Consider the following 23,042-nt stretch of genomic DNA (forward strand, 5'->3'; position numbering starts at 1 on the left):
GAGGCGAGCGACCCGATGAGGAGGCGTGCCCGGATGGTCGGGCCAAAGGAGGATGACGATGACAAGAGCGGTGACAATCGCAGGATCATCCCACGTGGCGATCGATGCCCAACGTGACGCCGCGGCGACCGCCGCGACGAACAATGCGTCGATCGCCGAGACCATCAAAGCGACCACCAAAGCGCCGCGCCGTGCACCGACCGATGGCCTCTATCGCGCCGATCGTGAGCACGATGCCTGCGGCGTCGGTTTCGTTGCCGATATCCACAACCGCGCCGACCATTCGATCATCGAAAAAGGCCTCCAGATCCTCGTGAACCTCACCCATCGCGGTGCGGTGGGCGCGGACCCGGAGATGGGCGACGGGGCGGGCATGCTCGTCCAGCTCCCGCACGAATTCTTCGCCGCAGAGGCCGAGCGCCTCGGCTTCACGCTGCCCGCGCCCGGCGAATATGCCGTCGGCATGGTGTTCCTGCCGAAGGGGAGCGCGCAGCGCGGCGTGATCGAGGATGTCGTGAAGGCCGAAGGGCAGCGTCTGCTCGGCTGGCGCGACGTGCCGGTGAATTCCGCGTGTCTGCCCGATTCCGTGCTCGCCTCCGAGCCGGAGATCGTCCAATTCTTCATCGGCCAGGGCGAAGAGATCACGGACGCCGACGCGTTCGAGCGTCGGCTCTTCATCCTGCGCAAGGTGATCTCGAACACCGTCTATGACGGGACGCCGCCGGCCGATCGCGGCTTCGTCATCTGCTCGCTGTCGTGCCGGACGATCGTCTATAAGGGCATGTTCCTCGCCCATCAGCTCGGCGAATATTACGAGGATCTGCGCGATCCGCGCTTCGCTTCGGCGCTGGCGCTCGTCCATCAGCGCTTTTCCACCAACACGTTCCCCTCTTGGGGCCTCGCGCATCCCTACCGGATGGTCGCCCATAACGGCGAGATCAACACGCTGCGGGGCAACGTGAACTGGATGGCCGCGCGTCAGGCGTCGGCGTCCTCGAAGCTGTTCGGCGAGGAGATCTCCAAGCTCTGGCCGATCTCCTATGAGGGCCAGTCCGACACGGCGTGCTTCGACAATGCGCTCGAATTCCTCGTCCAGGGCGGCTACTCGCTCGCCCATGCGATGGCGATGCTGGTGCCCGAGGCCTGGGCCGGCAACCCGCTGATGGATGACGAGCGCCGCGCCTTCTACGAGTACCACGCCGCTCTGATGGAGCCATGGGACGGGCCGGCCGCGATCGTCTTCACCGACGGCCGCCAGATCGGCGCGACGCTCGACCGGAACGGCCTGCGCCCCGCGCGGTACTGCATTACCCATGACGGTCTCGTCGTGATGGGCTCGGAGGCGGGCGTCCTGCCGATCGAGGAAGAGCGGATCGCCAAGAAATGGCGGCTCCAGCCGGGGCGCATGCTCCTCATCGACCTCGAAGAGCACCGCCTCATCTCCGACGAGGAGGTGAAGCACCACCTCGCGGCGAGCCAGCCTTACGGCGAATGGCTCGACAAGACGCAGATCGTGCTCGAAGACCAGCGCACCGTGCGGCCGCGCGCGCCGCGCACCAACGAGTCGCTGCTCGATCGTCAGCAATCGTTCGGCTACACGCAGGAGGATCTGAAGCTTCTCCTGTCGCCGATGGCGATCACCGGCCAGGAAGCGCTCGGCTCGATGGGCACCGACACGCCGCTTTCGGTGCTGTCGGACCGCTCGAAGCTGCTCTACACCTATTTCAAGCAGAACTTCGCCCAGGTCACGAACCCGCCGATCGACCCGATCCGCGAAGAGCTCGTGATGAGCCTCGTCTCGTTCATCGGCCCGCGTCCGAACCTGTTCGACATTGACGGGTTGCAGGAAAAGAAGCGGCTCGAGGTGCGTCAGCCGATCCTGACGAACGACGATCTCGAGAAGATCCGCGAGATCGGCGACATCGCCGACAACCATTTCCACACGAAGACGCTGGACATCACCTATTCGGCGGATCGTGGGGCGCCGGGTATGGCGGCGATGATCGAGCGGCTGTGCGAGCGCGCCGAGAAGTCGGTGCATGACGGCTACAACATCATCATCCTGTCGGACCGTCTGGTCTCCCGCAATCGCATCGCGATTCCGGCGCTGCTCGCGACGGCTGGCGTCCACCATCACCTGATCCGCAAGGGCCTGCGCACCTCGGTCGGGCTCGTGGTGGAATCGGGCGAGCCGCGTGAGGTGCACCATTTCTGTGTCCTCGCCGGTTATGGCGCGGAGGCGATCAACCCCTATCTCGCGTTCGAGACGCTGGTGGAGCTGCACAAGACCTTCCCCGAGGAGGTCGACGACCACGAGGTCGTGCAGCGCTATATCAAGTCGATCGACAAGGGGATGCTGAAGGTGATGTCCAAGATGGGCATCTCGACCTATCAGTCCTATTGCGGCGCGCAGATCTTCGATGCGGTCGGCCTGTCGCAGGCCTTCGTCGACAAGTTCTTCTTCGGCACCGCGACGATGATCGAGGGCGTCGGCCTCGAGGAGGTCGCCGAGGAGACGGTGCGCCGTCACACGGTTGCCTTCTCCGACGACGTGCTCCTTGCCGGCTCGCTCGAGGTCGGCGGCGAATACGCCTTCCGCACCCGCGGCGAGCACCATATGTGGCTCGCCGACACGGTCGCGAGCCTTCAGCACGCCGTGCGCCTCAACGCGCAGGAAAAATACGACGAATATTCCCGCCTCGTGAACGAGGAGTCGGGCCGCTACAACGTGCGCGGTCTCTTCCGCATCAAGGATGCCGAGGAGTTCGGCGCGGCGCCGGTTCCGATCGAGGAGGTGGAGCCCGCCGCCGAGATCGTGAAGCGGTTCGTGACGGGGGCGATGAGCCTCGGCGCCATCTCCAAGGAGGCGCACGAGACACTGGCGCTCGCCATGAACCAGATCGGCGGCCGCTCCAACACGGGCGAAGGCGGCGAGGACCCGATGCGGTTCACGCCATTGCCGTCCGGCGCGTCGAAGCGTTCGGCGATCAAGCAGGTGGCGTCCGGCCGTTTCGGCGTGACGACCGAATATCTCGTCAACGCCGACCAGATCCAGATCAAGGTCGCGCAGGGCGCAAAGCCCGGCGAAGGCGGTCAGCTTCCGGGTCACAAGGTCGACGCGGTCATCGCCAAGCTGCGCTATTCGACGCCGGGCGTCGGTCTCATCTCGCCGCCGCCGCACCATGACATCTACTCGATCGAGGATCTCGCGCAGCTCATCTTCGATCTGAAGAACGTGAACCCGGCGGCCGACATCTCGGTCAAGCTCGTCTCCGAGGTCGGTTGCGGCACCGTCGCGGCGGGCGTTGCGAAGGCGCGGGCCGATCACATCACCATCGCGGGCTATGATGGCGGGACGGGCGCGTCGCCGCTCACCTCGATCAAGCACGCCGGCTCGCCCTGGGAGATGGGCCTTGCCGAGACGCACCAGACGCTGGTCGCGAACGGCCTGCGTTCGCGCATCGCGTTGCAGGTCGATGGCGGCCTGCGCACCGGGCGCGACGTCTTCGTCGGTGCGCTCCTCGGCGCGGACGAGTTCGGCTTCTCGACGGCGCCGCTCGTCGCGACCGGCTGCATCATGATGCGCAAGTGCCACCTCAACACCTGCCCGGTGGGTGTCGCGACGCAGGACCCGGTGCTGCGCCGCCGCTTCAAGGGGCAGCCGGAGCACGTGATCAACTTCATGTTCTTCGTCGCCGAAGAGGTGCGCCGCTACCTCGCCGCGTCCGGCTTCCGCACGCTCGCGGAAGCGACCGGCCGCGTCGAAGTCCTCGACCAGACGAGGCTCGTCGATCACTACAAGGCGAAGGGGCTCGATTTCCGCAAGGTGTTCGTCAAGATGAACGCGCCGATGGACGAGCAGCGCCACACGACGCTTCAGGCGCACCCGATCGAGACCGTGGTCGACCGCGAGTTGATCGCCCGCGCGCGTCCGGCGCTCGAGGACGGCGAGCCCGTCACGATCGACACCCCGATCAACAGCGTCGACCGGACGGTGGGCGCGATGCTCTCGGGCGTGGTCGCGCAACAATACGGGATGGAAGGCCTGCCGGACGGCACGATCACGGTGAACCTCACCGGGACGGCCGGCCAGTCCTTCGGCGCCTGGCTCGCCCAGGGCGTGACGCTGAACCTCACCGGCGATGCGAACGACTATGTCGGCAAGGGCCTTTGCGGGGGGCGGATCGTGGTCCGTCCGCGGCCCGATTCCCACATCGTCGCGGCCGAATCGATCATCGTCGGCAACACGGTTCTCTATGGCGCCGTGGCGGGTGAGTGCTACTTCGCCGGCGTCGCGGGCGAGCGCTTCGCGGTGCGCAACTCGGGCGCCGTCGCGGTGGTCGAAGGCGTCGGCGACCATGGGTGCGAGTACATGACGGGCGGCGTCGTCGCCGTCATCGGGCACACGGGTCGCAACTTCGCGGCCGGTATGTCGGGCGGTGTCGCCTATGTCCTCGACGAGGCGGGCGACTTCGCGCGGCGCTGCAATCTCGCGATGGTCGAGCTCGAGCCGGTGGTGGAGGAAGACGACCTGATGGAGCGCCTGCACCATCATGGCGGCGATCTCGAGACCAAGGGCCGGGTCGATGTGACGGCGAACATGACGCGCCATGACGACGAGCGGCTGCGTCAGCTCATCGTCAACCACGTCGAATATACCGGCTCGGTTCGCGGCAAGATGATCCTCGACCATTGGGAGGAGTACCGGCCCAAGTTCGTGAAGATCATGCCGGTCGACTATCGCCGCGCGATGGAAGAGATGGAGTCTCAGCGCCTCGGCATTGCTGCCGAATAGGGCGCTTCGCCTCCCGCATCACCAAAGTGACGGACAGGCGCGACCCGGTCGCGCCTGTTTCCGTTTCGGCGGGCGTCAGGCCCGGTCGCGCTCGATCTCGACGCTGACGCGGCCGGCCGCGATCGGCAGCGGCGCGCCGGGCTTGTGGACGCGCACCCGCACCCGTTCGATCCGCCCGTCGACGGCAAAGGTCGCCTCCGCGATCGCGCCGGCGAGGCGCTCGATCAGCCTGAAGCGCGACGTCGTCACCACGCGTTCGATCGCGGATGTGATCGCGCCATAATCGACGGTGTGCCCGTAATCGTCCGAGCGGCTCGCCGGACCGAGATCGAGCCAGCAGGTGAGATCGACGTGAAAGCGTTGGCCGAGCCGGGCCTCCTCGTCATAAAGGCCGTGAAAGGCGTAAAAGGCGAGGTCTTCCAGATGGATCGCGTCCACGTCACCCTCCGCTGTGGCGGGCGGCGACGCGATCGCGCCGCCATGCCGCCGAGAAAGGGCGAGGCCACCCTTGAACTATCGCCACATCTATCATGCCGGAAATTTCGCCGACATTTTGAAGCACGCGATCCTCGTGCGCCTCATCACGTATCTGAAGCGCAAGGACAAGGCCTTCCGGGTGATCGACACCCACGCCGGCATCGGCCTTTACGACCTGTCCTCCGACGAGGCGCAGAAGACCGGCGAGTGGCGCGAGGGGATCGGCCGTCTGATGGAGGCCCCGATGGGGGACGAGGAGAGGGCGCTTCTCGCGCCCTATCTCGATGTCGTCGCGGGCTTCAACGAAGGCGGGCGGCTCGAGCGCTATCCGGGCTCGCCGCTCCTCGTGCGCGCGCTCCTGCGCAAACAGGACCGCTTGTCGGCGATCGAACTTCACCCGGACGATTATCGCGAGCTCGCCGGCCGCTTTGCCGGCGATCATCAGGTCCGCGTCACGATGCTCGACGGGTGGCTCGCCCTCGGGGGGCATTTGCCGCCGAAGGAGAGGCGGGGGATCATCCTCGTCGATCCGCCGTTCGAGGCGCCGGGCGAATATGAGCGCATGGTCGAGGGGCTCGGCGCCGCCTATCGCCGCTTCGCCGGCGGGATCTATGCCCTATGGTATCCGCTGAAAATGGGGGCACCGATTGGACGCTTCCATGCGAACCTTGCCGCGCTCGGCATTCCGCGGATGCTCGTCGCCGAGCTTTCGGTGACGGGCGGAGGGGCCGAGGCGGGGCTGTCGGGCTCGGGTCTCGTCATCGTCAATCCGCCTTATACGCTCGTGGACGAGTTGGAGATCCTGCTGCCGCGCCTCTGCGCGATCCTGCGCCAAAGCGAGGGCGCGTCGTGGCGGGTGAACTGGCTGCGCGGGGAGGAATAGGCCCCGATTCGGATTCTTGCTCCGTTTGCATGATTGAATCGCAACGAACGCCTCACTTGTGGTAGATTTTCCGAAACGACCACGGGAGGTAACAACTCATGCTACGTGCGCGTTTCATTCGTTTCGCATTGGCCCTCGTCGCCTTTGCAACTCTCGCAGCTCCCCCGACAACCCGCGCGGCCGATCTCGCCGTCACCGCTTCCGGCGGGCTCCTTTACGAGTTCGCCGCCTTCGAGCGGCGCGGCGCCGCGATCCTCGAAAACGGCCTCTTCGAGGTTCGGGCGGACGGCTGTTGGAACGCCAACATGCGTGTCGTGAACGCCAATCCGGTGCCGGTTACGGTGTCGATCTGGCTGAATTTCTACACGCCGCGCGGAAACGACTATACGAGCGTGCCGATCGCACGCCCGTTCGTCGTGGAGCCGAACGAGATGGCCATCATCAACGAGGCGGGGTGCGACGGCGCGCTTGCGCGTGCGTTCCCTTATCTGCGCGAATATGGCGTGCGGCGCGTCTTCTCCGTCCGCTGACACGATGTGACGAGAGCGCCGTGACCGGGCGTTCTCGCCACACCCGCCGATATTGAGGGCGACGTTCCGCGCCGCCACACGTTTCCGACTTTTGTCGACGGCCTCGCTTCGGCACATTCAGCCGGTTTGATCTCAGCGAGGACGTCCATGCCGACATTGACGCTGCGCGCCGTGTGCGCCACCGCCGCCATGCTGTTCGCCGCCGGCCCCACCGTCGCGGCGGCGCTCGACGATACGCCGCGCATCGCGATCCTCTCCGCCTTCGAGCCGGAGTGGGTCGCGCTGCAGGACGGGGTCGAGGCGCGCGAGGAGATCGTCGAGCACGGTATCCGTTACGTGACGGGACGGCTCGAGGGCGAGGAGGTCGTGCTCCTTTTGTCGGGCGTCGGCATGGTGAATGCGGCGATGACGACGCAGATGGCGCTCGACCGCTTCGAGATCACCGCGATCGTCTTTTCCGGCATCGCCGGCGGCATCGACCCGTCGCTCTCGATCGGCGATGTCGTCGTCCCGGAGGCGTGGGGGCCTTATTTCAACGTTCTGATCGCACGCGAGGGGGAGGGCGGCGCCTACGCGCTTCCGTCCTTCTACGACGCGCCGTTCGCCAATTATGGCATGATCTTCCCCCAACCGGAGGAGGTTCGCCGTGAGGGGGCGGAGGAGCCGGAGGACGTCTTCTGGTTCGCGGCGGATCCGGCGCTTCTGGAGGCGGCGAAGGAGGCGGCCGAGAGCTTTGCCCTTGCGCGCTGCTCCTCCGACACGACATGCCTCGGCAAGACGCCCGAGGTGATCGTCGGCGGCAACGGCGTCTCCGGTTCGGCATTCGTCGACAATGCCGATTTTCGCCGTTATGTGTTCGACACGTTCGAGGCGCGCGTCGTCGACATGGAAAGCGCCGCTGTGGCGCAGGTCGCCTACACCAACTCGGTTCCGTTCATCGCCTTCCGCTCGCTGTCGGATCTCGCCGGCGGCGGTGAGGGCGAGAACGAGCTGCCGGTGTTTTTCGCGTTGGCGGCCCAGAACTCCGCCGACCTCGTGCGGGCGTTTTTGCGGGTTGAACCGAAAGGTGACGCAAATGGCGCGGGCTCTGCTAAGGACGACGAGACGCCACGGCCGGCCGAGTGAAAACATCGGCGGATGGGCAAAGAAACCTCCGAGACAGACGGGGGCACTTTACGATCCGGCGCGGGGTCATTACTCCGCTCCGGAACCGATAGAAAGCGAGCGTATGGGCAAGGTTACCGGATTTCTGGAGATCGACCGGCAAGAGCTGAAATACCAGCCGGCATCGGACCGCATTCGCCACTTCAAAGAATTCACGCTGCCGCTGACCGATCCGGAAGTGGAGCGGCAGGCGGCGCGGTGCATGGATTGCGGCATTCCGTTCTGCCAGAGCGATGCCGGTTGCCCGGTCGACAATCAGATTCCCGATTGGAACGATCTCGTCTATCGCCAGGATTGGCAGGACGCGGCGCGCAACCTCCACTCCACCAACAACTTTCCCGAGTTCACCGGCCGCATCTGCCCCGCCCCGTGCGAAGAGGCGTGCACGCTGAACATCGAGAACACGCCGGTGGCGATCAAGGCGGTCGAGCAGGCGATCGCCGACAAGGCCTGGGACGCGGGTTGGATCACGCCGCAACCGGCCGGCCGCTCGACCGGGAAGAGCGTTGCGATCGTCGGCGCCGGGTCGGCCGGTCTCGCCGCCGCCCAGCAGCTCGCCCGTGTCGGTCACGAGGTCCACGTCTATGAGCGCTATGCGCGGCCGGGCGGACTTCTGCGCTACGGCATTCCCGACTTCAAGATGGAGAAGGGGATCATCGACCGGCGCGCCCAGCAGATGGAGGCCGAAGGCGTCCTCTTCCACTATGGCGCCAATATCGACGCCGACGGCCTGCGCGCCCTCGTCGACAAGCACGACGCGGTGTTGCTGACGACGGGCGCCGAGCGGCCGCGCGATCCGGGGCTTCCGGGCGTCGAGCTCGAAGGCGTTCATTATGCGATGCCGTTCCTCGTCCAGCAGAACCGCCGCGTCGGACGCGAGCCGTTCGACGACATGCCGATCGTCGCCTCCGGCAAGCATGTCGTGGTGATCGGCGGCGGCGACACGGCATCGGACTGCATCGGCACGTCGATCCGTCAGGGCGCCCTTCAGGTGACCCAGCTCGACATTCGCCCGATGCCGCCGGTGCGCGAGAACAAAGACATCGTGTGGCCCTATTGGCCGACCAAGTTCCGCACCTCGTCGAGCCAGGCGGAGGGCGCGGACCGTGAGTTCGCCGCCGCGACGCTGGAGATCATCGGCAAGAACGGGCGTGCGACGCACGTGCGCTGCGCCCGCGTCGACCCCTCGCGCCGTCCGATCGAGGGCACCGAGTTCGACATTCGCGCCGATCTCGTCCTCGTGGCGATCGGCTTTTCCGGGCCGCTCCTCGACACGTATCTGAAGGCCTACGATTTCTCGCTCGACGGGCGCACCAACATCGCCGCGAACACGGACGATTATCGCACCAACGTCGACAAGGTGTATGCCGCCGGCGACGTTCGGCGTGGACAATCCCTGGTTGTGTGGGCGATCCGCGAAGGGCGCCAGGCGGCCCGCGCCATCGATCTCGACCTCATGGGTGAGACCACGCTGCCGCGCTGAGCGAGATCATCGTTCACCGAATGGCCGAAATGCAAAATCGCATGCTTCGGTCCAGCGGTGATTTGTCCTAGAAGGGGGAAATGGCCTTGCCATTTCCCCCTTTCGGTTCGCCCGGTCGCGACTCACCCAAGGTCCGCACCCTCGTCCTGACGCTTGTCACGCTGTGCGTGGGCGCGGCGGGTGGCTTTGCGTTCTATGCGCTCTCCGCGCCGGCCGCGTTCCTCACCGGCAGCACCGCGCTCGTCACGCTGTGGGTGGTCTTCAAGCTGCCGACCCACATTCCAGACGTCATGCGCAACGGCACGTTCTCGGTGCTAGGCATGATGATCGGGGCGGGGATCACGCCCGAGGGGCTCACCCATCTCAGCGCTCTGCCGGTCGCGATCGTGGGCCTTTTCGCGGTGATCGCGGGGGCGACGCTCGCGAGTTATTGGGTTCTGCGCCATGTCGGCGGATGGGACCGGTTGTCGAGCCTGTGCGGTTCGATCCCCGGCAACTTCTCGCTGGTGGTGGCGGTGTCGCTCGATCAGGGAGCGCGGATGGAGCGGGTGGTGATGTCGCAAGTGACGCGGCTCATCATCCTCGTCACCGCGGTGCCCTTCGCGCTCGGCGGAGCGGACGCCGCCGGGCTCCGCTCCACGGCGCCGCCCGACTACACGCTCATCGATGTCACGGTCACGCTCGGCCTCGCCTTCGCCTCGGCCTATGCCGCCAAGGCGATCCGCCTGCCGGCGCCGACGATGCTCGGCCCGCTCCTCACGAGCACGGTCCTCTCCGGGTCCGGGCTCCTCACCATCGCGGTGCCGGCCTGGCTCGCGGCGATCGCCTTCACGGTTCTCGGCTCATCGGTGGCGGTGCGCTTCTCGACGGTGACGCGCCAAGGGCTGAAGCGGATGGTGGCGGCCTCGCTCCTTGCTTTCCTCGCCGCGTTCGCGGTGGCGATGACGATATCCTTCGTCATCTCACTAATAATTGAAGCTCCACTGGGCGCGGTGTTTCTCGGCTATGCGCCTGGAGGGCTCGACGCGATGATCGCTCTGACCTTCCTTCTCGGGTTCGACGTGGCGTTCGTCGCTCTGCTACACGCGACGCGGATGATCGCGCTGGCGGTCGCGGTTCCCTTCGTCATCGCGTTGTTCGCCGACAAGGTCCGTGACGCCGACGAGCGCGACACTCTCGACGCCGCCACTCCTCGCTAGATCGCGCCGGACGCCCGTCCGGTGACGGGCCTGGCATTCGCAATCGGGCCGTATTTCTTCGCGAGAACGGCTCCGGGGCGCGGCATGTTTTGCCCGGCGCTCCATCGGACTATGCCTGGTGCGCCCGGTCGCGGCGCATGGCTGCATGATAAGGATTAGACAATGACCCGTGGGGCACAAGGTCTTGGCCTCTCGATGGCTGAATTCGTGACGATGATGGCCATGATGATGGCGCTGACTGCGCTGTCCGTGGACATCATGTTGGTGGCATTGCCCAGCATGGCGTCGGATTTCGGCCTCACAGACCCCAACCAACAACAGTTTATTGTTACTGTTTACTTGATGTCTTTCGCGGCCGGGCATCTCTTCGCCGGGCCGATCTCGGACCGTTTCGGCCGCCGGCCGGTGATCCTCGGCGGTCTCGTCATTTATTCGATCGGCGCGATCCTCGCGGTGGTCGCGGAATCGTTCACCGTTCTCCTCGTGGCCCGCGTCATCCAGGGCCTCGGAGCGGCCGGGCCGCGCGTCGTCGCGGTGGCCGTCATTCGCGATAACTTTTCCGGCCGCGCGATGAGCCAGGTGATGAGCTTCGTGATGACCGTCTTCATCATGGTGCCGATCATCGCCCCGGCGCTCGGCAGTTTCATCACGCTCGTCGGCTCGTGGCACCTCATTTTCGTGTTTCTGCTGGCGTTCGCGATCGTCGGGTTCGGTTGGATCTACATGCGGCTGCGCGAGACGAACCCGGAGCTTGCCGAAGGGGAGACCCGCGCGGGCGTCCGCGTCGCCATCCGCACGATGGTCGGCAGCCGCCAGACGGTCGGTTACGTCCTCTCGCTCGGCTTCGTGTTTGGCTGCCTCATGAACTATGTCGCGACCTCGCAGCAGCTCTTTGCCGACATTTACGGCATCGTCGACTGGTTCCCGCTGGTGTTCGCGAGCGGGGCGGGGGCGATGGTGGTGTCCTCGCTGGTCAACGCCCGTCTCGTGCAGCGGCTCGGGATGCGCTTTCTGTCGCACGGTGCGCTGTTGCTGATGGTCGCGCTCGCCGGGTTGATGTCGATCGTGATGGCCGTGATGCCGATCATTCCGGTCTTCGTGTTCCTGCCTTTCATCATTCTGTGCTTCTTCCTAGTCGGCCTGATCCTGCCGAATTTCAACGCGATCGCGATGGAGCCGTTGGGGCGCGTCGCGGGGACAGGCGCGGCGTTCGTGGGATTCGTGATGACGGGGGCGGGGGCGATTCTCGGCGGGACGCTCGGCCAGCTTTACGACCAGACGGTGCACCCGATGATCCTCGGCTATTTCATTTATGCTTCGATCGTACTCATCATCGTCACGATCACGGAAAAAGGCCGCATCCTGCAACCCTCTCAGGGGCATTCGGAGTAATAGCTCCTTTTCAATCTAGACGTGTACACGGCGCCGAGATCTGTGCTAATCTTTGCATAGCTAAGCATGGAGGGGCCGATGTCGGCAGAGTCACGCATGGTTGCGCTGGAACGTAAGCACGCTGCCCTTGAAGCTGAGTTGCAGTCACTTGCGACCAAACCGAGTGTCGACACGACAATCGCCGCACAGATCAAACGCGAAAAGCTCCGCCTCAAAGACGAGATTGCGCGTCTTAGAACTTAACGAACACAGAAAATACGGGAGAGTTCTTCTCTCCCGTTCCATTGCACACTTCAATCGTGGTGCGTGAGGGTGTCACGCGCCTCAACCTAAACGTTTGTTAGAATTCTCCTGTTTGCGTGGCGTTGGTGTTGGTGCCATCGTTCTGGCGACGCCGGAAAGAGCGTGTGACGGGAGGGCCCTATGGCTGGTGAATATGCCGCCACCATGCAGGCGTGGCGGGATGATCCGTCCGCGTTTTGGTTGAGGGCCGCAGACGCCATCGATTGGGTCGAGCCGCCCAAGGCGGCGTTCGACCCGAGCGCGGGCGTCTATGGCCGCTGGTTTCCCGACGCGGTCTGCAACACGTGTTGGAATGCGGTGGACCGGCACGTCGAAACCCGTGGCGATCAGCCGGCGATCATCCATGATTCGCCGCTGACCGGGCGGCAACGCATCATCACCTATCGCGACCTTGCCGCGAGGGTGGGGGCGATGGCTGCGGTGCTGAAGGATTTCGGCATCGCAAAGGGCGACCGCGTGGTCGTCTATATGCCGATGATCCCGGAAGCGCTGGTTGCGATGCTCGCCTGTGCGCGGGTCGGCGCGATCCATTCCGTTGTGTTCGGCGGCTTTGCGGCGCGCGAGCTCGCGGCTCGTCTCGACGATGCGGAGCCCGCGCTGATCCTCGCCGCCTCATGCGGGATCGAGCCCGGCCGCGTCATCGCCTACGAGCCGCTGATTTCCGAGGCGAAGCGGCTCGCCAAGGTGCGTCCGCCCGTCCTCTACTGGCAGCGCGAGGCCGCGCCCGCCGACCTTGCGGCCGACGATTACGATCTCGGCGCGCTCTTCGCCGCCGCCCTCGAAGAGGGGCGCACGGTTCCGTGTGAGCCGATGAAGGGCACCGACCCTCTTTACATCCTCTACACCTCCGGGACGACGGGCCGGCCGAAAGGCGTCGTGCGCGACAATGCCGGCCACATGGTCGCGCTCGCCTGGTCGATGCGCAATATCTACAATATCGAGCCGGGGGAGGTGTTCTGGGCGGCCTCGGACGTCGGCTGGGTCGTCGGTCACTCTTATATCGTCTACGCCCCGCTCCTGATCGGCGCGACGACCATCGTCTACGAGGGCAAGCCCGTCGGAACGCCCGACGCCGGCGCCTTCTGGCGTCTCATCGCCGAGCACAAGGTCGTCTCACTCTTCACCGCGCCGACGGCGATCCGCGCGATCAAGAAAGACGACCCGGACGGGCGGATGCCCGCCGACCACGATCTTTCCCATTTCCGCGCGCTGTTCCTCGCCGGCGAACGCGCCGACCCCGCCTCGATCGTGTGGGCCGAAAAGGCGCTCGGCGTGCCGGTCGTCGATCATTGGTGGCAGACGGAAACCGGGTGGGCGATCGTCGGCAATCCGCTGGGCCTCGAGCCGCTGCCGATCAAGCACGGCTCGCCGACCAAGCCGATGCCGGGCTATGATGTCGTGATCCTGTCCGATGACGGGGAGCCGGTGCCGGCTGGAACGCTCGGCAATGTCGCCATCAGGCTGCCCTTGCCGCCCTCCTGCCTGCCGACATTGTGGGGCGACGAAGAGCGCTTCCGCAGCGCCTATCTCGACGCCTTCAAGGGCTACTACAACACCTCCGACGCCGGCATGATCGACGATGACGGCTATGTCTTCGTCATGGCCCGCACCGACGATGTGATCAACGTCGCCGGTCACCGCCTGTCGACCGGGGTGATGGAGGACGTCCTCACCTCGCACCCTTCGGTGGTCGAATGTGCGGTGGTGGGGGCCGACGATCCGATCAAGGGACAGGTGCCGCTCGGCTTCGTCGTCGTGCGTCCCGGGGCCGAGATCGACGGGCTCGAGGCGGAGCTTGTGGCAAAGGTGCGTCACGAGGTGGGTCCTGTCGCCGCTTTCAAACATGTCATTCCCGTCCCGCGCTTGCCGAAGACGCGATCGGGGAAGACGCTGCGCGCCACGATCAAGAAGATCGCGGACGGGGAGACTTACACGATGCCCGCAACCATTGATGATCCCGAGGCGCTCGCGGATATCGAGATCGCCGTCACCTCGCGTGGCGCCACCGCGTGAAGGGGCTCGACGGGAAGGTCGCGATCGTCACGGGTGGCGCGCGCGGGATCGGGCGCGCCGTCGCCGAGCGGCTGATCGCCGAAGGCATGTGCGTGATGATCGCCGATGTCGACACGCAGGCCGGCTCGAAGACGGCCCACGCCCTCGGCCCGGAAGACACGGTCCGTTTCACCGAATGCGATGTCGGTGAGAAGCTCGACGTGCGCAATCTCGTGGCGGCGACGCTGAACGCGTTCGGCAACATCCACGTGCTCGTCAACAATGCCGGCATCGTCGGCGGCGGCGATTTCCTGGAGCTGAAGGAGGAGGATTTCGACCGCGTCATGCGGGTCAATCTGAAGGGCGCGTTCCTCCTCACCCAGGCCGTCGCGCGGCACATGGTGGAGCGCGTGAAGGCGGGCGATGAGCCCGGCGCCATCGTCAATATGAGCTCGGTCAACGCCGTTTTCGCGCTGCCGGCCCAGGTGCCGTATTCGATTTCCAAGGCAGGCCTTTCGCAATTGACGCGCGCTGCCTCCCTCGCGCTCGCCCCTTACGGAATCCGCGTGAATGCCGTCGGCCCCGGCTCGATCCAGACCGAGATGCTGAGTTCGGTGAACCGCGACCCGGCCGCCCGGCGCACCTTGATGTCGCGCACCCCGCTCGGGCGCATCGGCGAACCGGACGAGATCGCGGCGATCGTCGCCTTCCTGGCCTCGGCCGAAGCGAGCTACATCACCGGCCAGACGGTCTACGCCGATGGCGGCCGCCTGCCGCTGAATTATGTGGTCTCGACGAAGGACTGACCGGACGCGCAGACGGCCCGCTCGCGCCGATGTGCGCGCGCGGGCCGAGAAAATGCGTTTCGCCTGATGTCATGAGGCGACCGGCGCGCTATCCACTATCTAAAGAGCATCCGGTGGCCGGTGCACCGCCCACCGTTGCAACGAAGGGATGGATACGATGACCGCAGCCATGGTGGGATGGGCGCACACGCCCTTCGGCAAACTTCAGGACGAAACCGTCGAGACGCTGATCACCCGTGTCGCGACCGACGCGATGGCGGACGCCGGGATCGGTCCCGAGGACGTCGACGAGATCGTCCTCGGTCACTTCAATGGTGGCTTTTCCAAACAGGACTTCACCGCCTCGCTCGTCCTCCAGGCGGACGATCGTCTCCGCTTCACGCCGGCAACGCGCGTTGAGAATGCCTGCGCCACCGGCTCGGGCGCGATCCACCAGGGGATCAACTCGATCAAGGCGGGCAATGCCCGGTTCGTCCTCGTCGTCGGCGTCGAGCAGATGACGAAAACGCCGGGGCCGGAGATCGCCGAAAACCTCCTTCGCGCCGCCTATCTTCCCGAGGAGGGAGACGTTCCGGGCGGTTTCGCCGGCGTCTTCGGCCAGATCGCGGCCAGCTACTTCCAGCGCCATGGCGACCAGTCCGACGCGCTCGCGAAGATCGCCGCGAAAAACCACAGGAACGGGGTGAAGAACCCCTTCGCGCAGATGCGCAAAGATCTCGGCTACGATTTTTGCCGCAATGAGAGCGAGAAAAACCCCTTCGTCGCCGGCCCTTTGAAGCGGACCGACTGCTCGCTCGTCTCCGATGGGGCGGCCGCCGTCGTGCTCACCGATCTCGGGACGGCGATGACGCGCAAAAAGGCCGTCGCCTTCCGCGGCATGGCGCATGTCCAGGACTTCCTGCCGATGTCGAAGCGCGACATCATTCGCTTCGAGGGCTGTGGTGAGGCTTGGCGCCGGGCCTTGGCGGCGGCGAACGTCTCGCTCGACGATCTCTCCTTCGTCGAAACGCACGATTGCTTCACCATCGCCGAGCTCCTCGAATACGAGGCGATGGGCCTTGCAAAGCCGGGCGAGGGGGCGCGCGCCATCGAAGAGGGGTGGACCGAGCCGGACGGCAAGTTGCCGGTCAACGTCTCGGGCGGCTTGAAGTCGAAGGGGCATCCGATCGGCGCGACAGGGGTGTCGATGCACGTCATCAGTGCGATGCAGCTCGCCGGCGAAGCGGGTGACATGCAGCTTGCGAACCCCGAGCTCGGCGGCATCTTCAACATGGGCGGCGCGGCCGTCGCGAACTATGTTTCGATCCTGCAGCCTCTGAAGGCATAGACCGGTCCGCCGACCCTCGGAGCGACGAGGCCCGCGCCCCGCGGCGTGGGCCGGTGGCAGATCGACGCATTGCTTGCTTCAGGGGCCGTTCAGCAGACGCTTGCCACAAAGTCGTGTGCAACTGACACGACGGTAGAGGCCTTCTCCAGTTCGTGGGGCCATCCCCACGGACCGGGTTTGTTGTGAGGAGCGGGGATGAGATCACGCGCGCTGACGGCGCTCACGCGGTTCGGCCTCGGGCCGCGCCCCGGCGAAGTCGCCGCCATTTCCACCGACCCGGTCGGGTTTGTCCTCGCCCAGTGCGATCGCCCGCAATCGGCGCTGATCGATGCCGGTCTGTTGGATCGCGAGACGCTGCGCGAGCAGTTCATGGAGCTTCAAGGCGCTCTTCAGGAGGCCTCGCGCGCCGTGCGCACCGGCGATACGACGCCGGAGGAGGAAGAAGCGCGCGAGATGGCGGTCCAGGACCGCAGCCAGATGGTGCAGAAATTGCGCCGGGACGAGGTGAGCGCGCGCGTCGATCATGGGCTGACGACGGACAATCCGTTCGTCGAACGGCTCGTCCTGTTCTGGTCCAATCATTTCGCCATCGAGTGGCGCAAAGCGGTCCAGGTGCGCTTCACCATCGGCCTTTTCGAGCGGGAGGCGATCCGCCGCAATGTGCTCGGTCGCTTCGACGAGATGCTGATCGCCTCGACGACGCATCCGGCGATGCTCACTTATCTCGACAATCACCGCTCGATCGGCCCGAACAGCCGAATGGGACAGCGCCGCAACAGCTCGATCAACGAAAATCTCGCGCGGGAGCTCCTCGAGCTTCACACCGTGGGCGTCGGCGGGGGCTACACGCAAGAGGACGTGATCGAGCTTGCCAACACGCTGACCGGGTGGAATGGCGGCATCATGGGCCGGCGCAACATACCGGCCTTTCAATGGCGATGGCACGAGCCGGGCCCGCGCACGATCATGGGCACGCACTACACCACGGAAGGTGAGGAGCAGCTCACGGACGTTCTTCTCGGCCTTGCCCATCATCCGGCGACCGCGCGCCATATCGCGACGAAGTTCGCGCGGCATTTCGTCGGCGACGATGCGCCGGACTCCCTGATCGCCGACCTCGAAGCCAGCTTCGTCGACACCGGCGGCGATCTCAAGGCGCTGTCGCTGACGCTCCTCGAAAGCGATGTGGCGTGGGACGCACCGCCGGTGAAGACCGTGCCGCCCTACGACTTCATGATCGGCAGCGGGCGGGCGTTCGGCATCTCCCGCCTGCCGGAGAATTTCGTCCTTCGCTCTGCGCGCGATCTCGCACAGGACGTGTGGGCCGTGCCGTCTCCGGCCGGCTGGCCGGACGATGACAGGGCCTTTCTTGGCGGCGACAGCCTCCTGGAGCGAATGGACTATGTTCTCGAACTCGTGCGCCGCCACACGTCGGTGCGGGATGTTCCCGAGCTTGCGCATCGCCTGTTGGCGGACGACCTCGACCCCTTCGTGGCCGAGGCGGTCGAACGGGCGGAGGATCCGAGCCAAGGGGCCGTCCTCCTCCTCATGAGCCCCGCTTTTCAACGGAGATAGATCGGTGTTGCACCCCACTCGACGCGGCTTTCTCGCCGGCGGCGCGGCCTTCACCGCCTGGGCCTCCATTCCGAAGATCGCCTATGCGGCGCGGCCCCGCGATCCGCGCTATCTGACGATCATCCTGCGCGGCGGCATGGACGGGCTCGCGGCCGTCGCGCCGGTCGGCGATCCGGCTTATGAAGCGGTGCGCGACGATGCGGTGATGCCGCTGTCCGGCCCGAACGCGGCCATACCGCTCGACAATTTCTTCGCGCTTAACGCCCGCCTGCCGACGGTCGCGGACCTTTATCGGCGCGGCGAAGCGCTCTTCGTCCATGCCGTGCAGACGCCTTATCGCGATCGCTCCCACTTCCAGGCGCAGGACGTGTTGGAAAACGGGATGACGTCGGATGTCCACCATCGCGACGGGTGGCTCGGCCGGGCGATCGCCGAGCTTCCGTCCGCCGAGCGGATCGCGCGGCAAGGCGGTTTCGCCGCCGCGCCGTCGACGCCGCTCGTGATGCGCGGCGCGCCCAACGTCGTGACGTGGCTGCCGCCGGGCCTTCCCGCCACCTCCGACGACACGCGCGCCCGGCTTCTCTCGCTCTATGAGCACACCGACCCGGTGCTCGCCAAAGCGCTCGCCGAAGGGCTGAAGCTCGAAGAGGTCGCCGGCACGGAAAGCGACCTCGCCGCCTCTCTCGATCAGCAGATGATGGACATGGGACAGGTTCGGGCGATCCACCGTCAGGCTGTTTCCGCCGCGACAGCGGCCGGCCGGTCGCTTGCCGCGGACGACGGCCCGCGTGTCGGCTTTCTCGACATGACGGGCTTCGACACCCATCGCGGCCAGCGGGTCGTCGATGGCGCGTTGGGGATGACGCTGGCCGGGCTGGATCAGGTGATTTCGGCGCTGCGGTCCGCGCTCGGCGATGCTTGGAAGGATACCGTCGTCGCCGTCGTCACCGAATTCGGCCGGACCGTGCGGATGAACGGCTCGCAAGGCACCGATCACGGGACGGCGACCGTCGCAATGCTCCTCGGGGGCGCTGTCGATGGCGGGCGCGTCGTCGCGGATTGGCCGGGCCTTGCCGACCGCGCCCTTTATGAGGGACGCGACCTTTATCCGACGACGGATCTTCGCGCCGTGCTGAAGGGCACGTTGCGCGACCATTTGGGGCTCGATGCGCGCCTTCTCGGCACCAACGTGTTCCCCGACACGGCCGATCTGCGCCCGCTCGACGGCCTGATCCGCGCCTCGAGTGGCTGAGAACCGAAGCGCGGCTTAAACGCGAAAAGGCTCAGGCGCTCGCCTGGGCCTTTTCTTTTGCGCCCTCGCGCGGCGGGCCGAGAAAGGCCGGGACGACGACGAACGCCGCGATCAGCGTGAAGACCAGCGAGATCGCGAGGAGTTCGCCCATCGACGACGTGCCGGGATGGCTCGATGCCCACAGCGAGCCGAACGCGGTGCCGGTGGTGAGGGCGCTGAAGAAGATCGCGCGGGTGAGGCTCGATGCCAAAACGTCCGCGACGCCGATGCGCCACGCGATCAGATAATAGACGTGAAAGGCGATCCCGACGCCGAACATCAACGGCAAGGCGATGACGTTCGCGAAGTTGAGGCTGAGGCCGATCAGCGAGGCGAACTCCAGCGTCCAGATCCCCGCGAGCACCAGCGGTCCGAGCGCCAGGATGACATCGAACACGCGGCGCAACGCGATCCAGAGAATCACCGTGATCGCGAGGAGGGCGAAGATGCCGGCCTCCAGGAAGGCGCGCACGATGAGCTTGCCCGCCTCGGTGATGCCGATCGGCGGACCGGAGGCGTTCGGCGCGACCGTGCGCACCGAATCAGCAAAGCGCTGGAGAACGGCGTTGTCGTTGGAATCGCCCGTCGGCGAGACCTCGATGCGCGCCCGTCCGTCGGCCGCCACCCAATCGGCGCGGAAGTCGCCGGGAAGCGAAGCGAGCGTCACCGGCGCCGTCGGTGAGAGGGCGGCTTTGAGGTTCGACAGGAAGGCCGGGAAATAAGCGAAAAGCGCGTCTTGGGCGCGCGTGCGTGCGGCCTCCGGCGCATCCGCGAGGGCGGAGAATCGGTCCGCGAGGGACGACAGCGCCTCGCCGGCCTCCGGCGCCTGGCGTGCGGCGGCGCCGAGCACTTGCGCCCCGCGCGTGAGGGCGGCGACGGTCTCGTCATCGGTCGGGGCGGGGGTGGGCGTCATGGCGAAGACGGGAGCGAATCGCGCGCGGGTCGCTGCGATGAGGGCGAGCTTGTCGGCCTGATCGGGCGCGAGGAAGGTTGCGACCGATACGGTGTGGTCGACTTCCGGCAAGGCGTCGAGCCGCTCGGCCATGGCCGGTATATCGTCGATGCTCGGCACCAGCACCTGCAACTTGTTCGGCGCCGTCTCGGGGTTCTGTGTGAGGTCGAGGAAGGTCGACACCGATTCGACGTTCGCGCTGCGCAGATTCATCGGGTTGGAATCGAACTCGACCGTCACGAGGAAGGGAATGCCAGCGAGCGTGACGAGCGCGGTGAGGGCGATGACGAGCGTCCGATTGCGGGCGATCCAATGGTCGACATGGGCAAGCGCCGCGGTGTCGACCGGGCGCGGCTCCGTTTTCAGCCGCAAAAGCGTCATCAGCGCCGGCAGGAAGGTGAGGCTCGCAATATAGGCGACCACCATCCCGATCCCGGCGATGAGGCCGAGTTCGGAGACGCCGCGAAAGGCCGTCGGCAGGAACGAGAAGAACCCGGCGACGAGGGACAGCGCGGCGAGCGTCAGCGAAAAGCCGACACCGCCCGCCGCCTTCAGGATCGCCGGCCTCAGCTCGCCGATCGCATGACGTTCGGCGCGGTACCGGGTCGAGAGCTGGATCCCGAAGTCGACGCCGAGGCCGATGAACAGCACGGCGAAGGCGACCGAGATCATATTGAGCTCGCCGACCAGGAAGAGCCCGAGCGCGGAGGTGACGACGAGCCCGACGATCAACGTGGCGAGCACCGCTCCGATCAGGCGCCCCGAGCGCAGCGCCATGAAGAGGATCAGCGCGACGGCGCCGATCGTCAGCGCGGCGTTGAGGAGCGCATTTTCCTTCAGCGTGCCGAATTCCTCGTCGGCGAGCGGCACCGGGCCGGTGAGGCGGAGCGAGACGCCATTCGCCTCGTCGATACCCTCGGCCGCGGCGAGGTCGCGCAACAGAGAGATCGCGGGGGCGCCCGGCTCGATGGCGTTGAAATCGAGAACCGGCTGGATGACGAGGATGCGCGTCGTCTCCTCGCCCGCCGCGCCGGGGTCTAGGGCATTTTGCCACGATAGGGGGCGGGCCTGTCCGTCGAGCGCGGAGTCGATCGGGCCGGCGACCGTGTCGAGGAGGGGGGCGACGGCGGCGAAGGATGCGGGGTCGCGCGCCTCGGTTACGAGCCCTTCGATGACGCCGGACAGGCCGCGCAGGCTCGGATCTTGCGCGAGGCCGGCCACGAGCGGTGCGGCGCTGTCCAAATTCTGAAGCATCGTCCGCAACTCGTCTTCCGGCAGGAAGAGAAGGCCGTTGCGTTTCAGGAATTCAGAGGTCTCCGGCTGTTGGACGAGCGGAAAAACATCGGCCCGCGCCTTTAAAGCGGTGGCCAGCGTCTCGGCGGCTGCGTTCGCTTTTTCGGGTAGATCCGCGCTGACGACCGCGATAATGAGGTTTTGGGTCTGCGGGAACGCCTTCGCGAAGGCGATCTCATCTTGCCGGTACGAAACGTCCGAGGCGATTAACTGATCCGTATCGGTCGTGATGGCAAAGTGATTGGCAGCGTAGAAGCCACAGAATAGAGTGAGGAGGATGCCGATGCCGACGATTGGAAGTGGCATGCGGGTGCAAATTGCAACGACCCTTTGAAGCACGCTCATCCTCTTTTCTTGGGAGTTTTACCGGGCGGTCCGTGGTGGAACCCAGGCAGTACGTGCTTGGCTGAAACTCTTCAACCTACCGGGGCGAGCATATCGGCCGCAGGCGAGACAGCGCGCCGCAGCGTCGGCGTTCATTTCGCCACAGACGCACGAAAATGCTGGCGGACTCTGGACAGTAGAGTTTGACAGGCCCCATGCTCCGTCCATATTCGGGGCCACTAAGCGGGACGAATAAAGGCTTAGGCGACTATGGCGATACAGTCAGACGCATCAACGACGCTCAACGTCATACTCGCTCAGCCACGCGGGTTCTGCGCCGGAGTCGTCCGTGCCATCGACGCGGTGGAGGACGCGCTCCAACGCCACGATGCGCCGGTCTATGTCCGGCATGAGATCGTGCACAATCGGCACGTCGTCAACGAGCTCGAGAAGAAGGGCGCCGTCTTCGTCGACGAGCTGAGCGAGGTGCCCGACGGCGCGGTGACGATTTTCAGCGCACACGGCGTCTCGCGCGTGGTGGAGCGTGAGGCGGAACGGCGCAAGCTCCCGGTGATCGACAGCACCTGCCCGCTGGTCGCCAAAGTCCACAAACAGGGCCGCCGCTACCGCGCCGACGGGCGCGAGGTCATCCTCATCGGGCATGCGGGGCATCCGGAAGTCACCGGCACGCTCGGCCAGATCGACGGGGAGGTGACGGTCGTCGCCACGGTGGACGATGTCGAAAAGTTGCCTTTCGACAATGCGGCACCGCTCGCCTACATCACCCAGACGACGCTCAGCGTCGACGACACCTCGACCGTGATTGCCGCGCTAAAACAGCGCTTCACGAATATCGTGGGTCCCGACACGCGCGATATATGTTATGCCACGCAAAACCGTCAGGCGGCCGTGCGCGGTCTCGCGGACGTTGCGGAGGTCATCATCGTCATCGGCGCATCGAACAGCTCGAACTCGACGCGGCTCGCCGAAGTCGCGCGTGAGGCCGGCGCGATTTCCTACCTCGTGCCGGACGAGACGGCGCTGGAAAGCGCATGGTTCGACGGGGTGACGACCGTGGGAGTGACCGCTGGAGCGTCCGCGCCGGAGGTTCTCGTCCAACGGGTGGTCGAGCGCCTCGCCACGTTCCGTCCGATCGAGACGTCGACCCTCGCGGGGCCGCAAGAAAGCGTTCGCTTCGCGCCGCCCTCCGAACTTTCGCTCGCCTGACCGCAACACGTTCAACCCGACCGCAGGGG

16 protein-coding genes are annotated in these 23,042 nt (G+C 65.9%); 14 read left to right on the plus strand and 2 right to left on the minus strand.

The annotated features are described in order from the left end of the window. Window positions 1-52: 52 nt before the first annotated feature. The gene (gene gltB, locus L1787_RS20655) at window positions 53-4,795 is read left to right on the plus strand and encodes a glutamate synthase large subunit (RefSeq protein WP_439648308.1); all 4,743 of its coding nucleotides are present in this window, start codon (window positions 53-55) and stop codon (window positions 4,793-4,795) included. A gap of 75 nt (window positions 4,796-4,870) precedes the next feature. Here the strand turns inward: gltB and folB are convergent, their stop codons facing one another. Continuing rightward, complete coding sequence (gene folB, locus L1787_RS20660) at window positions 4,871-5,233, minus strand: dihydroneopterin aldolase (RefSeq protein WP_235710994.1); 363 nt, start codon at window positions 5,231-5,233, stop codon at window positions 4,871-4,873. Window positions 5,234-5,303: 70 nt separating this feature from the next. Between folB and L1787_RS20665 the strand changes: the two genes are divergently transcribed. The 12 genes from L1787_RS20665 to L1787_RS20720 all read left to right on the plus strand — a co-directional run bounded on the left by L1787_RS20665 (window position 5,304) and on the right by L1787_RS20720 (window position 19,178). Beyond that, a complete protein-coding gene (locus L1787_RS20665; RefSeq protein WP_235710995.1) occupies window positions 5,304-6,155 on the plus strand; it encodes a 23S rRNA (adenine(2030)-N(6))-methyltransferase RlmJ in 852 nt (283 codons plus the stop codon). A gap of 98 nt (window positions 6,156-6,253) precedes the next feature. Further along, complete coding sequence (locus L1787_RS20670) at window positions 6,254-6,685, plus strand: hypothetical protein (protein ID WP_235710996.1); 432 nt, start codon at window positions 6,254-6,256, stop codon at window positions 6,683-6,685. A 147-nt stretch (window positions 6,686-6,832) separates the two neighbouring features. Further along, window positions 6,833-7,810, plus strand: coding sequence for a 5'-methylthioadenosine/S-adenosylhomocysteine nucleosidase (locus tag L1787_RS20675; RefSeq protein ID WP_235710997.1), 978 nt, complete (start codon window positions 6,833-6,835; stop codon window positions 7,808-7,810). A 103-nt stretch (window positions 7,811-7,913) separates the two neighbouring features. Then, entirely contained in the window at window positions 7,914-9,332 is a 1,419-nt protein-coding gene (locus L1787_RS20680) for a glutamate synthase subunit beta (protein WP_235710998.1), read from the plus strand. 80 nt (window positions 9,333-9,412) lie between these two features. Then, window positions 9,413-10,531 carry an AbrB family transcriptional regulator gene (locus tag L1787_RS20685; protein ID WP_235710999.1) on the plus strand — a complete coding sequence of 373 codons (1,119 nt, stop codon included), beginning with the start codon at window positions 9,413-9,415 and terminating at the stop codon, window positions 10,529-10,531. Between the two features lie 162 nt (window positions 10,532-10,693). Next, the gene (locus L1787_RS20690) at window positions 10,694-11,923 is read left to right on the plus strand and encodes a multidrug effflux MFS transporter (protein WP_235711000.1); all 1,230 of its coding nucleotides are present in this window, start codon (window positions 10,694-10,696) and stop codon (window positions 11,921-11,923) included. 96 nt (window positions 11,924-12,019) lie between these two features. Next, window positions 12,020-12,166 (plus strand): YdcH family protein, encoded by a 147-nt coding sequence (locus tag L1787_RS20695; RefSeq protein WP_235711038.1) that lies wholly within the window; start codon window positions 12,020-12,022, stop codon window positions 12,164-12,166. 180 nt (window positions 12,167-12,346) lie between these two features. Then, entirely contained in the window at window positions 12,347-14,239 is a 1,893-nt protein-coding gene (locus L1787_RS20700) for an AMP-binding protein (RefSeq protein ID WP_235711001.1), read from the plus strand. Then, the gene (locus tag L1787_RS20705; RefSeq protein WP_235711002.1) at window positions 14,236-15,024 is read left to right on the plus strand and encodes an SDR family NAD(P)-dependent oxidoreductase; all 789 of its coding nucleotides are present in this window, start codon (window positions 14,236-14,238) and stop codon (window positions 15,022-15,024) included. The genes L1787_RS20700 and L1787_RS20705 overlap by 4 nt, the downstream gene beginning before the upstream one ends. A 157-nt stretch (window positions 15,025-15,181) precedes the next feature. Then, window positions 15,182-16,351 (plus strand): acetyl-CoA acetyltransferase, encoded by a 1,170-nt coding sequence (locus tag L1787_RS20710; protein WP_235711003.1) that lies wholly within the window; start codon window positions 15,182-15,184, stop codon window positions 16,349-16,351. Between the two features lie 195 nt (window positions 16,352-16,546). Beyond that, window positions 16,547-17,926, plus strand: a complete 1,380-nt coding sequence (locus tag L1787_RS20715; protein WP_235711004.1) for a DUF1800 domain-containing protein — start codon at window positions 16,547-16,549, stop codon at window positions 17,924-17,926. A gap of 4 nt (window positions 17,927-17,930) precedes the next feature. Continuing rightward, window positions 17,931-19,178: a DUF1501 domain-containing protein gene (locus L1787_RS20720; RefSeq protein WP_235711005.1), complete on the plus strand. Its 1,248-nt coding sequence runs from the start codon at window positions 17,931-17,933 to the stop codon at window positions 19,176-19,178. Window positions 19,179-19,209: 31 nt separating this feature from the next. Here L1787_RS20720 and L1787_RS20725 read toward each other — a convergent pair whose 3' ends face one another. Continuing rightward, window positions 19,210-21,807, minus strand: a complete 2,598-nt coding sequence (locus L1787_RS20725) for an MMPL family transporter (RefSeq protein WP_255720665.1) — start codon at window positions 21,805-21,807, stop codon at window positions 19,210-19,212. Window positions 21,808-22,056: 249 nt separating this feature from the next. Between L1787_RS20725 and ispH the strand changes: the two genes are divergently transcribed. Then, window positions 22,057-23,013, plus strand: coding sequence for a 4-hydroxy-3-methylbut-2-enyl diphosphate reductase (ispH, locus tag L1787_RS20730; RefSeq protein WP_235711007.1), 957 nt, complete (start codon window positions 22,057-22,059; stop codon window positions 23,011-23,013). Window positions 23,014-23,042: the final 29 nt, after the last annotated feature.

The sequence above is a fragment of the Acuticoccus kalidii genome, assembly GCF_021556395.1.
In the GTDB taxonomy this organism is placed as follows: Bacteria; Pseudomonadota; Alphaproteobacteria; order Rhizobiales; family Amorphaceae; genus Acuticoccus; species Acuticoccus kalidii.